This is a genomic window from Providencia sp. PROV080 (genome assembly GCF_033688105.1).
Classification (GTDB): Bacteria; Pseudomonadota; Gammaproteobacteria; order Enterobacterales; family Enterobacteriaceae; genus Providencia; species Providencia zhejiangensis.
The window spans coordinates 2185603-2199010 of record NZ_CP096346.1 but is presented as its reverse complement, the minus strand read 5'-3'; the positions used below and the strand labels follow the sequence as shown (position 1 = coordinate 2199010).

Annotated in this window: 14 protein-coding genes; 4 read left to right on the top strand and 10 right to left on the bottom strand. The window is 40.6% G+C overall.

All coding sequences use genetic code 11. The annotated features are described in order from the left end of the window. Positions 1 to 51: 51 nt before the first annotated feature. The 4 genes from M1F03_RS09630 to M1F03_RS09615 form a co-directional block, all read right to left on the bottom strand. Positions 52 to 357, bottom strand: a complete 306-nt coding sequence (locus tag M1F03_RS09630) for a DUF333 domain-containing protein (protein ID WP_163861509.1) — start codon at positions 355 to 357, stop codon at positions 52 to 54. Positions 358 to 393: 36 nt separating this feature from the next. Next, entirely contained in the window at positions 394 to 726 is a 333-nt protein-coding gene (locus tag M1F03_RS09625; protein WP_154623638.1) for an SMR family transporter, read from the bottom strand. A 139-nt stretch (positions 727 to 865) separates the two neighbouring features. Then, the gene (locus M1F03_RS09620) at positions 866 to 2068 is read right to left on the bottom strand and encodes a sugar transporter (protein ID WP_154623637.1); all 1203 of its coding nucleotides are present in this window, start codon (positions 2066 to 2068) and stop codon (positions 866 to 868) included. Between the two features lie 190 nt (positions 2069 to 2258). Continuing rightward, positions 2259 to 3116 (bottom strand): NAD(P)H-hydrate dehydratase, encoded by an 858-nt coding sequence (locus M1F03_RS09615; RefSeq protein WP_154623636.1) that lies wholly within the window; start codon positions 3114 to 3116, stop codon positions 2259 to 2261. Positions 3117 to 3272: 156 nt separating this feature from the next. On the opposite strand from M1F03_RS09615, the gene M1F03_RS09610 reads away from it, so the two are divergent. Next, positions 3273 to 3494, top strand: coding sequence for a DUF2594 family protein (locus M1F03_RS09610; RefSeq protein WP_154623635.1), 222 nt, complete (start codon positions 3273 to 3275; stop codon positions 3492 to 3494). A gap of 177 nt (positions 3495 to 3671) precedes the next feature. Here the strand turns inward: M1F03_RS09610 and M1F03_RS09605 are convergent, their stop codons facing one another. From M1F03_RS09605 to M1F03_RS09585, 5 genes are all read right to left on the bottom strand, one after another. After that, entirely contained in the window at positions 3672 to 3953 is a 282-nt protein-coding gene (locus M1F03_RS09605; RefSeq protein WP_154623634.1) for a hypothetical protein, read from the bottom strand. A 249-nt stretch (positions 3954 to 4202) separates the two neighbouring features. Continuing rightward, complete coding sequence (gene htpX, locus M1F03_RS09600; protein ID WP_154623633.1) at positions 4203 to 5084, bottom strand: protease HtpX; 882 nt, start codon at positions 5082 to 5084, stop codon at positions 4203 to 4205. A gap of 177 nt (positions 5085 to 5261) precedes the next feature. Beyond that, positions 5262 to 7304: a carboxy terminal-processing peptidase gene (gene prc, locus M1F03_RS09595; RefSeq protein ID WP_154635698.1), complete on the bottom strand. Its 2043-nt coding sequence runs from the start codon at positions 7302 to 7304 to the stop codon at positions 5262 to 5264. 19 nt (positions 7305 to 7323) lie between these two features. After that, positions 7324 to 8016: an RNA chaperone ProQ gene (gene proQ / locus M1F03_RS09590; protein WP_154623815.1), complete on the bottom strand. Its 693-nt coding sequence runs from the start codon at positions 8014 to 8016 to the stop codon at positions 7324 to 7326. Between the two features lie 111 nt (positions 8017 to 8127). Beyond that, a complete protein-coding gene (locus M1F03_RS09585) occupies positions 8128 to 8610 on the bottom strand; it encodes a GAF domain-containing protein (RefSeq protein WP_154623814.1) in 483 nt (160 codons plus the stop codon). A 134-nt stretch (positions 8611 to 8744) separates the two neighbouring features. On the opposite strand from M1F03_RS09585, the gene yebS reads away from it, so the two are divergent. The 3 genes from yebS to M1F03_RS09570 all read left to right on the top strand — a co-directional run bounded on the left by yebS (position 8745) and on the right by M1F03_RS09570 (position 12659). Then, on the top strand, positions 8745 to 9971 hold the full coding sequence (yebS, locus tag M1F03_RS09580) for a membrane integrity lipid transport subunit YebS (RefSeq protein ID WP_196713140.1): 1227 nt from the start codon (positions 8745 to 8747) through the stop codon (positions 9969 to 9971). Further along, positions 9946 to 12279 (top strand): PqiB family protein, encoded by a 2334-nt coding sequence (locus tag M1F03_RS09575; RefSeq protein ID WP_154623812.1) that lies wholly within the window; start codon positions 9946 to 9948, stop codon positions 12277 to 12279. Before yebS ends, M1F03_RS09575 begins: the two co-directional genes overlap by 26 nt. A 146-nt stretch (positions 12280 to 12425) precedes the next feature. After that, a complete protein-coding gene (locus M1F03_RS09570) occupies positions 12426 to 12659 on the top strand; it encodes a DUF1480 family protein (protein WP_154623811.1) in 234 nt (77 codons plus the stop codon). Between the two features lie 388 nt (positions 12660 to 13047). Here the strand turns inward: M1F03_RS09570 and M1F03_RS09565 are convergent, their stop codons facing one another. Continuing rightward, entirely contained in the window at positions 13048 to 13395 is a 348-nt protein-coding gene (locus M1F03_RS09565) for a YebY family protein (RefSeq protein ID WP_251464091.1), read from the bottom strand. Positions 13396 to 13408 lie beyond the last annotated feature (13 nt).

Below are 13408 nucleotides of genomic sequence, written 5' to 3'. Positions count from 1 at the left end.
ATACAAACCATAAACCCACCTGTTAATGATGGGTTCTACTGAATAATTTTATTAAATACAGCTACCCGTCAATATGACATCGGCAGCACAACGCTTCCCATTGGCAAATTGACACACCGCCGTCTGAGCACCATCCAGTTCTAAGTTAAGTGAAGGTAGTCCACCCGCTGAAACACAGGCCTCTTGGGCTTTAGGTCCTAAATTAACCACTTGTTGTGCATATTGGGATGCCGAGCGATCGACTTGCACTGTATTCATCGAATCTGAGCTAGAACACCCCGCTAAAATAAGTATTGTGCTACCTAGTAAACCTTTAACAAAAGTAGAATTAAGCAGGTTACTGATTTTTCTATTCATTCTATACTCCGCTTATGATGATTTCTGCTCCCTGAATCAGTGAACACTGCTTTTAGAAAACAGATTAATGACCAACACACCAACGATAATTAATAGCATACCAATAATTGCTGGTAAATCGAGCTTCTGCTGATAAATAAATATCGCCGCGATAGACACCAATACGATACCTAAACCCGACCAAATGGCATATGCGATCCCTAAAGGTATTAACTTAACAACCTGTGATAGCCCCCAAAAAGAAACGGCATAGCCAATCACCACAATCAAGGACGGCCAAAAACGACTAAAACCATCGGATGCTTTTAATGTCGTTGTTGCTATCACCTCTGCGATAATAGACATCAATAAAAAACCTAGCCCTTTCATCCGCTCATCCTTACTCTTTGAACTTATTAAAATAGTAGCGAATTTAGCATAGTTCGCGATCCCTGTAACGCACCCTCACATAAAAAAAGCCACAATAGAAATAATTCTATTATGGCTTTTTCACTTTTTCGTCGGAAATTTAGTGTAACGCAGTGGATGCTTGCAGCTGTTCGTTAAATGAGCCTTTATAACGCCTAAAAATAAAAATGCACCACACCAATGAAATCAATCCAAATATGGCCCCTACATAACCAATATTCGTCATTCCCATATGAACAATAATTTGATTACCTAATAAGGCGCCACCACCGATGCCAATGTTAAAGATCCCAGAGTAAATTGCCATCGCTAAATCTGTTGCATCAGGCGCTAAATCAATCACTTTGACCTGCATACCTAGGCCTACACACATGATTGCAATTCCCCAGAATAGGCTTAATAGAACCAGCCAGCTAACGTGGCCACTCACTGGCATTAATAATAATAAGCTAATTGTTAATACCGCTATCGCAATTGGTAAAAAGGATAATGTATATTTATGACTGTAACGACTAAATATCACACTGCCGACAATGCCTGCTGCACCAAAAATAAGAAGCAATAACGTTGCAAAATTCTGACTTTGTTGTGCTATTTCACGAACAAATGGCTCAATATAGCTGTAAGCGGCAAAGTGTGCCGTCACAACGATAACGGTTAATGCAAATAACCCCACTAATGCAGGACGTTTAAAAATCACAGGTAAACTTTTTAATGAGCCTGAATGTTCGCTTGGTAACCTAGGTAAGAAGCGAATTAGCGCAATCATCGTCAACAATGCGATAGCACCGATACATAAGAAAGTGACTCGCCAACCTAATAATTGTCCAATCACACGGCCAATTGGCAGTCCTAAAACTGTCGCTAATGCCGTACCGGTTGCGAGTAAGCCTAATGCTTGCGCTTTTTTACCTGCTGGTGCGACACGGATTGCCAAAGACGCGGTAATTGACCAAAACACCGCATGTGATAGAGCGATCCCAACCCGAGCAATGATTAATACATCGAAATTCCAAGCAAAACCGGAAAGAATATGGCTAAGCACAAACACAATAAACAGTAATGCTAATAACTTGCGACGTTCAATCTTACTGGTTAGTAGCATCAAGGGTAATGACATTATTGCGACTACCCAAGCATAAATAGTGATCATTAGCCCTGTATGCGCAACTGTCATATCAAAACTTGCAGCTATATCACTCAATAATGCGACGGGAACAAATTCTGTAGTATTGAAAACAAATGCGGCGACTGCTAGTGCCACAACTCGGATCCAAGCTGTTTTTCTAGAAACCTGTGTCATTGTCTTGCTTACGCCTTTGTTGGTATCAGCAAATACTCATCCCCCAATCACAAAGTGATTGGTTAAAAACCAGAAGTCATGAGTTAGCTGAAATTTGATATTGCTTCGCTGACATAATAAGAAGCAATCGATTTTGTGTGAATTGTATCACATTTTTTCACCGCAGTTAAAGCCGCTCAATATCAAACCATCAATAAATAATGGCTCTATTTCTTATCGTTCTAGCCTCATCAATAATTTCGTGAGCGGTTAGGCCAATAGGACCGATACCTTTTTGTACCAATACATCTGCGGCTTTACCATGTAACCAAACGCCTGCCCGTACGGCTTGTTCTATTGGCAGCTTTTGTGCCAGTAAGCTACCAATAATTCCTGATAATACATCACCGCTACCTGCTGTCGCTAAACCACTGTTCCCCGTTTCATTACACCATGTTTGATTATCCGGAGCTGCAATGATCGTATGGTGTCCTTTCAACACCACCCAACAACCGAATCGTTGACTGAGCTGTTGCGCAGAAAAATGCCTATCTAATTGGATTTGTGCGACCGTTGTTTGTAGTAGTTTAGACGCTTCTTTAGGGTGTGGTGTGATGACTGTTTCTGACGAGAGTTTTACAGCTTCAGGGCGCTGTGCCAATAGATTGAGACCGTCAGCATCGATTAAAACGCGCTGATTTTGCGCTATAAGACGTAAAGAACCGTCTAGCAACATTTTCGCCTCGTGAGCAGTCCCTAAGCCACACCCTATGACCCAAGCCGTTGGGGTTTCACCATCCATAACATGACTCGCTTGGCGTAACATCAACTCAGGAGCCTGTTCCACTAAGTGTAATGCCTGTGGCTGCTGATTCAACCCAATGATGACTTTACCACAACCACTTTTAAGCGCAGCGACCCCTGCCAATACACAAGCTCCCGTCATACCAACACAGCCACCTATAATATTTAGCGTTCCAAAAGTGCCTTTATGACTTTGTTCTGGTCTTGGTTGTACGAATATTGGAAACTGTTCTGCTAGCCACTGTTTTTCTTCTATCGTTAACATAATTGGCACTCCTTAAATTTTCGTACAGCGCGATGACGTAAATTATCTCTTCTTAATTTGAATAATTCATATTAAGCCATTCATTGATGGCACATTGGATAAACTTTCTATGATAGAATATTAGCAAATTTATCTTTCTTAAAAGGACGCTTTTTGATGAAAACACATTTTCCTACTCAGCCTGATGTTAATGAACTCGCGGCAGAAGTGACTTGTATTAAAAATCTGCTGGCTCATATGTTAAAAGCAATTGGTCAAGCAGATGCAGGTAAAATTTTAATTAAAATGGAGCGTGAAATTGCATCAATGGAAGATGAAAAACAAGCTGAAATTTATCGAAATACATTAGATCAAATAAAAGCAGGTTATCGCCAATAGATTATTTTAACGATTAGTGCTATTTAAGGGCGTTAATTTTTCAATTACACTTAAAACTGCACAAATAACTAAATATCATTTATTGAAATCGCTTATCTTTGATCTCGAATTAAACCATTCTTTATTCATTTAGCTCCCCCTTCAGATCCCTATGAAGGGGGCTTTTTTTGCTTAAAATTAGGCTTTTACTTTCCCATCATAAATATCTTGGCAATGCTGAATATAGCTCTCTAATGTCATGTCGGCAGTTTTATTATCCTGTGCCCTTTGTTCTTCAAAGGCCCATACTTTAAAATTTTGCCCTAAATTGGCACCAGACATACCAACTTCTTTATACATACGGTGATAAAAACCATTTGGAGATTGATAGATTTCAAATTTAAATGGCACTAAACGAGCTGGGTTTTCAACTGTCGCAAATTCATTACCAAATACCAGCGTTTTCACAAGTATATCCATTTTCTATCCTTATAACTCATTCACTATTAAAGCCTATTGGCCTATTACCCGTATCCATCATAGACTATTCATCGATTTACAGCCTAAGAAAAACTACGCTATTTCACTTAGAGAATACACTATTTTGATTTATATTAAATTAATGCCCGTAACTAATTTTTTATTTTCAAATAAAAAGCCCGCGGTGATTAATTCAACGCGGGCTTCTGTCTAATTTGGAGCATCAATTATATCATTGCGACTCTTCGACTATTTTAAGTATTCACCTGAACGTAGTGCTTCAATACGTTTATCCAATGGAGGGTGTGACAGGAACAGTTCATTGAATGCTTTACCACGGCCATTAATACAGAATGCCATTAAACGCCCTTCTTCTTGTGGCTCATAGCTCGTTTTCAAACGCTGTAATGCCGCAATCATTTTTTCTTTACCAACGAGTTTTGCAGAGCCTGCATCCGCATGGAATTCACGATAGCGCGAGAACCACATGGTGATAATACTCGCTAAAATACCGAATACGATTTCTAATACCATCGAGACAGCAAAGTAAACCATTGGGTTACCATTACTGCTTTCACTTTCTTCATCGTTGCTCGACATAAAACCAGAAACAAACTGAGCGATAATACGTGAAATAAAGATAACAAACGTGTTTACAACACCTTGTAACAACGTCATTGTGACCATGTCACCATTAGCAATATGGCTGATCTCATGCGCAATAACAGCCTCTGCTTCATCACGGCTCATATTTTCTAACAACCCAGTGCTTACCGCTACCAGCGATGCGTCACGGCGAGCACCTGTTGCAAATGCATTAATATCAGGAGCATGATAAATAGCAACTTGTGGCATTTGAATACCGACTTGCTGTGCCTGACGGCTCACCGTATTCATCAACCATTGCTCAGTTTCATTACGTGGTGATTCAATAACTTCGCCACCAACGGACTTAAGCGCCATCCATTTTGACATTAATAACGAAATAAACGCACCACCGAAACCAAACAGGCCCGCCATGATCATCAGACCTTGAACACTGCTTCCTTTAACACCCGTCAAGGTTAAGATTATCCCAAACACAAACATAACTGCTAAGTTTGTGAGTAAGAATAAGGCTATTCGCATCATATTTTTTGTTTCCTTGGTAAAAATAAATATCACGAAGAATTTACTGTATAAATAAGGTTTTTTCATACTTTTTCAAGTGGCTTAACAAGAAAAAACCAAAAATTAACATAACTTTACACACATCATAAAAAAGGCCAGCTTTTGCTGGCCCTAACTATAATCTATTGTATAACCAATTTATTTTTTATTGGTTAATAGACTGGTCTCAGGATGAGCAAGATCAATCGCAATTTTAACTGTTTCGTCTAAATATGGGTCTGGCCCTTCGTAATCTTTAGGTAAATCATCGATAGACTTCAACAATGGTTTACCCTCTTTTGCATAACGTTCATTTATACGTTTCAGTTTAGTGGCTTCAAGCTCATTATCTTCCTTCAAACGCTGGGCATAATTCAGCGAGATAAGATTTTTACTCTCTTTATTCGCTTTATAATGCGCAATGTCTTCATCGATATACTTGAACTCCGTATCTTTGCTAATACGCGCTAAGTGTTTCGTTTTGAGTTCAGACACATCCTCAGTAATATCCCCTACCTTGCTGTAATTAGCAGGCGGAATACTATCCCATGGTAGCGCATTGTCTTCAAAGCTCTCACCTGTTTCAGCAGGATCTTGCCCTGTTGGCATAACAATATCAGGTGTTACCCCTTTACGTTGCGTACTCCCACCATTCACACGGTAGAATTTCTGGATAGTATATTGGACAGAACCCAGTGCTGGCCATTCAGGTTTTAGCATTTGATCATAAACACGGCTTAAACTACGGTGTTGTTGTACTGTACCTTTACCAAAAGTCGGTTCACCGACAATCAAAGCACGTCCATAATCTTGCATTGCCGCCGCAAAAATTTCTGATGCTGAAGCACTAAAACGGTCGACGAGCACGACCAACGGCCCTTTGTAATAAATGACATCATCATCATCGATATCTTGACGAACCTGACCATTATTATCACGAACCTGAACAATAGGCCCTTTAGGAATAAATAAACCGGATAACGCTACGGCTTCGGTTAATGCGCCGCCACCATTACCACGCAAATCAATAATCAGTGCAGACACATTATCCTTGGCCATTTTTTGCAGTTGAGTCTTCACATCATTGGTCAAACCAACATAGAAACCAGGAATATCTAAAACGGCAACTTTCTCTTTACCCACATTTTTAATTGTTAGCTTAACCGCTCTATCTTCCAAGCGGATTTGTTCGCGAACAATAGTCACGATATGCGGTTTAGCCCCTTTCGTGTCGGATAGCACTTCTAAGCGAACTTTGCTGCCTTTCGGCCCTTTAATCAAAGCCACCACATCATCAAGACGCCAGCCAACAACATCCACCATGGGTTTACCCGTCTGACCGACACCAATAATCTTATCGCCGACTTTTAACTCTTTGCTTTTCGCGGCTGGGCCACCGGCAACTAAAGAATTAATCACTGTATTCTCATCGTCTTGCTGTAATACAGCCCCAATACCTTCAAGCGACAAACTCATTTCAGAGTTAAATTGCTCAGTATTACGAGGAGAAAGGTAACTGGTATGAGGATCGATTTCTCGAGCAAATGCATTCACGATCAACTGAAAAACATCCTCACTTTGCCCTTGTGTTAAACGTCTTAGCGCAAAATTATAGCGTTTAGTTAGTTTTTCTTTGATCTCTTTATCGTCTTTGCCCGATAGCTTCAGGTTCAGCCAGTCATACCTAACTTTTTGATCCCAAAGTTTATCTAATTCTTGTTTGTCTTTTGGCCAAGGCATCTTGCTACGGTCGACTTCAATTGAGTCTGTGGCATCAAAATTCATTGGCTGATCAAGACGCGCTAGCGCATATTCAAAACGTTCAAAACGTCTTTTTTGCGAAAGGTTGTACAGGTCATAGAACTTATCCAGTTTTCCATCTTCAAGCCATTCACCGACTTTCGCTTTGTCTTTTGCATACTCATCAATATCAGACTGAAGCAGAACATTATGACCGTAATCCAACATATTCAGATAACGATCAAATATTTTACCGGAGAATGCTTCATCCAAATCAAACTGGCGATAATGTGAACGAGTAAATCGAGACGTTACCCTTTCACTGACGGTGCCATGCTGAGTGTCCTGTTTTAAAACAGGTAACTGAGCAGCAGTGACCGGAGTCACTGCTTGAGGATTAGCAATTGCACTACCAAAAGTGGCAACACTAACAACTAATGCAATTTTTAAAAGTTTGTTCATGCCCTGATTGACCTCCGTATCAGAACTTTAAATGTTCCGCGCGCACAATCATTGCCATTCCTGTTGGCAACTGAACTCTGACACCGTCTTTTGCAATTTCCAGCACAGACGCTTCCATCAGACTAGTACCAACTTTCACTTTCAAAGTCTGACCGACTTGAAGTGCGTTAATATCAGTCACTGATTTCAGTTTTTGTTCTGGAGATGCTGCACCGCTACGGCGCTGAGGTTTAGTCGAGGAGTTTTGTGGGCGTTCTTTATTTTCTGACTGACGATGGCGCGGTGCATTTTCTTTTGCAGTTACCGGCTTACGGGTGTTTTTATCACCTGATTTTTTGGCAGCGGGTCGTTTTTGCGCTTTTTGCTCTGCACGTTGCGCTTGAACTCGAGCTTTTGCCTCAGTCAATTGTTGACGTGCATGAGTAATATGCTCCGCCTCTAATTCACCACAATCATTACCATCTAAGTCAACGCGTTTAGCGCCTTCTTTAACACCGTAGAGATAACGCCAGCTAGAGGTATACATACGCAATGCTGAACGCAATTGCGTTTTACTAATACCATCTTCTTCAGTTAAACGACCTACGATATCCTGAAAAATTCCGACTTTTAACGGACGTGCTTCGCCTTCAGCGATAAAACAGCGTGGAAAACGCTCAGCTAAAAATGCGATAACTTCTTTACTACTATTCAACTTAGGTTGATTTTCCATGAAATTTCCTGATAACAACGATTTTGCCAACCAGCACGGGCATGAACAAGCCGACATTATAATAGCGTTGCAGACAATTGCCACGTTCCTATTAAGTTAACACACGAATATTTAGTGATAATTAGGCATTGAACACATTGCCAGATGTTGGCACAACTGACTTACAAGGTGTTTTAAACCATTTTCATCATCTTGGTCAAATTGGTTGAAATTCGGACTATCAATATCCAACACGCCTAAAACTTGACCATTAACTTCCAAAGGAAGCACAATTTCAGCGTTACTTGCTGCATCACAGGCAATATGACCTGGAAAAGAATGCACATCATCGACACGCTGTATTTTATTTTGGCTATATGCCGTACCACAAACACCTTTGCCAAACGGTATTCTGACACAAGCTATTTTTCCTTGAAAAGGACCTAGAACTAATTCTTGCCCATTTTTGAGGTAAAAACCAACCCAATTAATCCCCTCTAATCGTTCATACAACAGTGCACATGTATTCGCTAAACTAGCAATTAGATCATATTCTCCTGCTAAAAGAGCAGACAAATTATCTGAAAGTTCGTGATAATACTTGTTTTTATCCATAAAATTTTCTTGTAATAATAAAATGATGCAATAAATTTAACATTTCGTGCAACCTGTAGGTTAGCAAGTTGTCACTAAATCGTAAATTTTTTTACACTAGATTACACGCGCAGCTAAAACCAACGAGCAATATAATGAACCACATTAATCATAGTGATATAATTTCGCAACATTGCTGCTATTGCAATCTTAAATTATCTATTCCACCGCATAATGCGCGCCAAGTTGTCGTATGCCCACGGTGCCATAGTCAGTTAGATGATGGGCGCTCTTGGTCATTAAAGCGCTTGTTTATTCTTTCGATTACATTATTGATGTTAGCTCCTATTGCATTTTGGCAACCCCTTATTTCGATTCATTTGCTCGGTACGCAAATTTACGCCAATGTCATTGAAGGGATTAGCCTGATTAACCATCAAGGGGATCCCCTATCAGCGAGTATTATTGCTTTTTGTGCGATTGTGGCCCCCTTGTTTTTGCCAATAGCACTTATCTATCTCTATATCGGAAAATACTTTTCCTTAAATTTACGCCCCGTTTTGCTGGTCTTGAGCCGTTTAAAAGAGTGGGTAATGCTAGATGTCTATCTCATTGGCGTCGGTATCGCGGCGATTAAACTGCAAGATTACGCAAGTGTATTTATCGGTAATGGGCTAATTGCTTTTATCACAATGACCCTTATTAGCCTATTGATATTAATTCATCTCAATATCGAACAACTTTGGCGGACATTTTATCCTAAACGTGAGCAAGCTGATGATCCTCATGCCTTAACTTGCCAAGCCTGTCATTTTACGGCACCTGCAAACCAACGCGGAGTGTGCCAACGCTGCCATCGCCCGTTACATCATCGAGAACCTTATAGTTTGCAAAAAACATGGGCCGCACTGATTGCTGCGATGATCCTACTGTTTCCTGCTAACTTAATGCCGATTTCCGTTGTCTACATTAATGGGCAACGAATGGAGGACACCATATACTCTGGCGTTGTTTCACTCATTGATTCAGGAAATTGGCCCATTGCAGCCATTGTTTTCATCGCGAGCATATTGGTGCCATTTATTAAAATACTGATCATGATTCTACTGCTATTTTCAATCCAACATAGAAGTGGTACTGACCCTGTGCTGAGAATGAAGTTACTGAAATTCGTATCATGGATTGGTCGTTGGTCAATGTTGGATTTATTTGTTATTGCACTCATGATGACACTCATCAATCGCGATCAATTGATGTCTTTTACTATGGGCCCTGCCGCATTGTTTTTCGGTGTTGCTGTTATTTTAACTATACTCGCTGTCGAGTGGCTTGATAGTCGTTTAATTTGGGACTCTTATGCAAAATCACAATCAACAAAATGAACCTGCTGAGCAAGAAGCCATTTTACGCAAACGAGCGCGTATCTCACCATTTTGGCTTTTACCGCTTGTGGCGGTCTTCATCGCAGGTTGGTTGCTCTTCCAACACTGGTTAGAGCAAGGTACAGAGGTGACCATTGAATTTTCTTCAGCGCCGGGGGTGGTTGCTGGGAGAACCCCCATTCGCTATCAGGGGGTTGAGGTTGGATTAGTTCAATCCGTCACGGTTAGCCAAGACATGAAAAAAATCATTGTTAAATCAAGTATAAATAAAGATATGAAACCTGCACTTACCGCAGGTACCAAATTTTGGCTGGTCACACCCAAAGCTTCTTTAGCTGGCGTTTCTGGGTTAGATGCCTTGGTTGGGGGGAACTATATTGGAATGCAGCCCGGTACAGGTGAAGAGCAACACAATTTTATCGCTCAAGACTCTCCCCCTCAGTTGCAAACGGAAGAAGGGCAATTGCTGATCTATTTAACGGCAAAAGATTTAGGCTCTTTGCATGAAAACTCCCCCATTTACTATCGAAAAGTACCTGTGGGCTATATCTCTGATTATTCTATTTTACCTGATGATAAAGGTGTTTCCATTGCGGCGGTCATTGAAAAACGTTATACCAAATTGGTAAAAGAAAATAGCCAATTTTGGAATGTCTCCGGTTTCCAAGGCGGCTTTGACCTGAACTCGGGCGTCAATGTCAAAATGGAAAGTCTTTCTGCTGTCATCAATGGTGCTATCGCGTTTGACTCTCCCTCTCAAAGTGCGCCTGCACAAGAAGGACAGCAGTTTGTTTTACATCCGAACAAAGATGAACTTAAACAGGATGAGCAGCAACACAAACAAAGTTTAGTTGTCTCTTTATGGTCGCCTGAGACATATGGCGTCAATGAAGGGCAACCTATTGTTTATCGTGGCGTTAAAGTAGGTAAGGTGTTACAGCGTAACTTACTTGACGACAAAGTGATGTTTCAAGTTGCCATCTTAGATAAATATCGCCACCTCATCCTTGCTGATACTAAATTTGTTGCGAACAGCCGCCTTGATGTTCAATTAGGATTAACTGGAATTCAGTTTCAAGGGGCCACGCCTCAAGAGTGGTTAGACGGCGGCATTCACTTATTAGTTGGTAAAGGGAAAGAGACCTTGCCTGAAACTTTCCCGTTATATCGTAGCGACGATAATGCAAAAGCGGGGATAACCGGCTCATCACCCACGACCACTATCACATTAAACGCAACGACCCTTCCCGACATTCAAGCAGGCTCTGTCGTGCTTTACCGTCAATTTACGGTCGGTGAAATTGTCTCAATCCAGCCGACTAATGAAGGCTTTGCGATTAATATTCATATCTCTAGCCAGTATCGCCATTTATTAACCAAAAAGAGTGTCTTTTGGGCGGAAGGTGGCGCAAAAGTCAAATTAAACAGTAACGGATTAACCGTACAAGCGGCTCCATTGACACGGGCAATTCGAGGCGCAATTAGCTTTGATAATATTCAAAGTGCAGCTCTTGATAGCACAAGACAACACACTCTTTACCCAACAGAGACCGCAGCAAAAGCTATCGGTAGCGTAGTGACTTTAACCACTTTTGATGCATCTAAATTGTCAGAAGGAATGCCTATTCGCTACTTAGGGATTGATATTGGGCAAATAGACACATTGAAATTGTCAGCGAACAATCGCGAGGTGAATGCGCGCGCGATCCTCTACCCTGAATATGTTCAGGCCTTTACCAAAAGCGGTAGCCGCTTTGCTATCGTCACTCCCGAGCTTTCTCCTGCGGGTTTCAATAACCTTGATACCCTTCTACAACCTTATATCAGCGCTGAACCCGGTAGAGGAAATAGAAATCGTTACCAATTTGAACTACAAACTGCCAATATCACCGACTCCCGCTATTTGGATGGGTTAACTATTGTACTTGATGCAAGTGAAGTAGGCTCAATCCAAGTGGGAACACCATTACTATTTAGAGGAATGGAAATAGGAACTGTTACTGGTTTATATTTGGGAGAGCTTTCCGATCGCGTCTATGTTGCGTCACGTATCGGAAAAGAATACCAATACCTGATCCGCGATAATACCCAATTTTGGATCTCATCTGGCTATAACATGTCATTTGGCCTTACTGGCGGCATGATTAAGAGTGGTACTTTCAAACAGTTCGTTCGTGGTGGCATTTCTTTAGCTACCCCACCGACAGTGCCTCTTGCCCCTAAAGCCAAGCCCGATCAGCATTTCATTCTAAAATTAGAACCACCAAAAGATTGGTTAGACTGGGGGACATCTATCCCTAAACAATAATCACTAGAAAGGTGCATATTTTAACAATATTGCACCTTTTCTTTAACGCCACCAAAAAAATATTTTGGAAATAGGTTTCATTTATACTATGCTTAGTTTTGTTAAGTCGATAATCTATTGTCACAGACCCTATGAGAGGTAATCTAATGAGCATAGTTAATTTGAAAATATCTTCCTATGAAATCAACGATGCTGTTATGCATGATCATAAAAGTGATATTCTCAGTATCCCTTGTGATTCGGATACCGAATTTTGCATGCAGCTAGACGGTTGGGATGAAAATACCAGTATTCCAGCGCTTATTAATGAAAAACCCGTATTGTTATATCGTCATCGCTATGACAAAGATAACCATCATTGGGTGATGAGAGTGGCTTAATTGATGAAGTCGCTATCATATCAACAGCAAGTTACAGGCAAAAAAAGAGGCCTGGTAGATTCCGATTACCGGGCCTTGGGAAATGGCTCTGGCAGAGCCGTGCGCTAAAAATTGCCATTGAGACGTAACAAAGTACAATTTAATACTAGCTTGCTAAGCGCACTCTTACCACATAAATTATCAATTTTTTTACATATTATTAACACAATTTATTTCTTAATATTCGAATATCGAGCTATTTGATTGATAGGTAAATTCTATATCAAAAATAAGTGTAACCTTTCAAGTTTAGCTGGGGTTAAATGCATAAATGGTAAAAAAAATGCCATAAATGATAAGTAATATACTTACGATTTACGGCACTTATTATTTTACTATAAATATAATATCAGGCTTTCTTGCACAGCTTCTCTGCTGCTAACTTAAGCGGTTGAATACGCTCTTCGGTGGTTTTCTGTGTATCAATGGGCTTTAATAGCACATCAATTGGTTGAGCTTTTATCTCTTTATTCTTCATCTGGCTATCCGCGACATCATTAAGTGGGTATTGCATTAGTGTCGCTGGATTGATCACAATAAGTGCCCCATTGCCTCGGCACTCTAGCATCACCTCTTCACGGGTAAATGGCCAATCATCACCAAATTGCTTTTTACTCACGGTCTCGATAGGGACAGCTGCCACACTAAAAGTGCTACTTACCAACAACATAGAATAAAGCACTAATTTCAGTTTCATGAAAATTACCTTG

Bases quoted from the DNA above. Each gene is read 5' to 3' on its own strand.
- M1F03_RS09630 (WP_163861509.1), bottom strand. From the start codon at position 357: ATGAATAGAAAAATCAGTAACCTGCTTAATTCTACTTTTGTTAAAGGT.
- M1F03_RS09575 (WP_154623812.1), top strand. From the start codon at position 9,946: ATGCAAAATCACAATCAACAAAATGAACCTGCTGAGCAAGAAGCCATT.
- proQ (WP_154623815.1), bottom strand. From the start codon at position 8,016: ATGGAAAATCAACCTAAGTTGAATAGTAGTAAAGAAGTTATCGCATTT.
- M1F03_RS09565 (WP_251464091.1), bottom strand. From the start codon at position 13,395: ATGAAACTGAAATTAGTGCTTTATTCTATGTTGTTGGTAAGTAGCACT.
- htpX (WP_154623633.1), bottom strand. From the start codon at position 5,084: ATGATGCGAATAGCCTTATTCTTACTCACAAACTTAGCAGTTATGTTT.
- prc (WP_154635698.1), bottom strand. From the start codon at position 7,304: ATGAACAAACTTTTAAAAATTGCATTAGTTGTTAGTGTTGCCACTTTT.
- M1F03_RS09605 (WP_154623634.1), bottom strand. From the start codon at position 3,953: ATGGATATACTTGTGAAAACGCTGGTATTTGGTAATGAATTTGCGACA.
- M1F03_RS09570 (WP_154623811.1), top strand. From the start codon at position 12,426: ATGAGCATAGTTAATTTGAAAATATCTTCCTATGAAATCAACGATGCT.
- M1F03_RS09585 (WP_154623814.1), bottom strand. From the start codon at position 8,610: ATGGATAAAAACAAGTATTATCACGAACTTTCAGATAATTTGTCTGCT.
- yebS (WP_196713140.1), top strand. From the start codon at position 8,745: ATGAACCACATTAATCATAGTGATATAATTTCGCAACATTGCTGCTAT.
- M1F03_RS09625 (WP_154623638.1), bottom strand. From the start codon at position 726: ATGAAAGGGCTAGGTTTTTTATTGATGTCTATTATCGCAGAGGTGATA.
- M1F03_RS09610 (WP_154623635.1), top strand. From the start codon at position 3,273: ATGAAAACACATTTTCCTACTCAGCCTGATGTTAATGAACTCGCGGCA.
- M1F03_RS09615 (WP_154623636.1), bottom strand. From the start codon at position 3,116: ATGTTAACGATAGAAGAAAAACAGTGGCTAGCAGAACAGTTTCCAATA.
- M1F03_RS09620 (WP_154623637.1), bottom strand. From the start codon at position 2,068: ATGACACAGGTTTCTAGAAAAACAGCTTGGATCCGAGTTGTGGCACTA.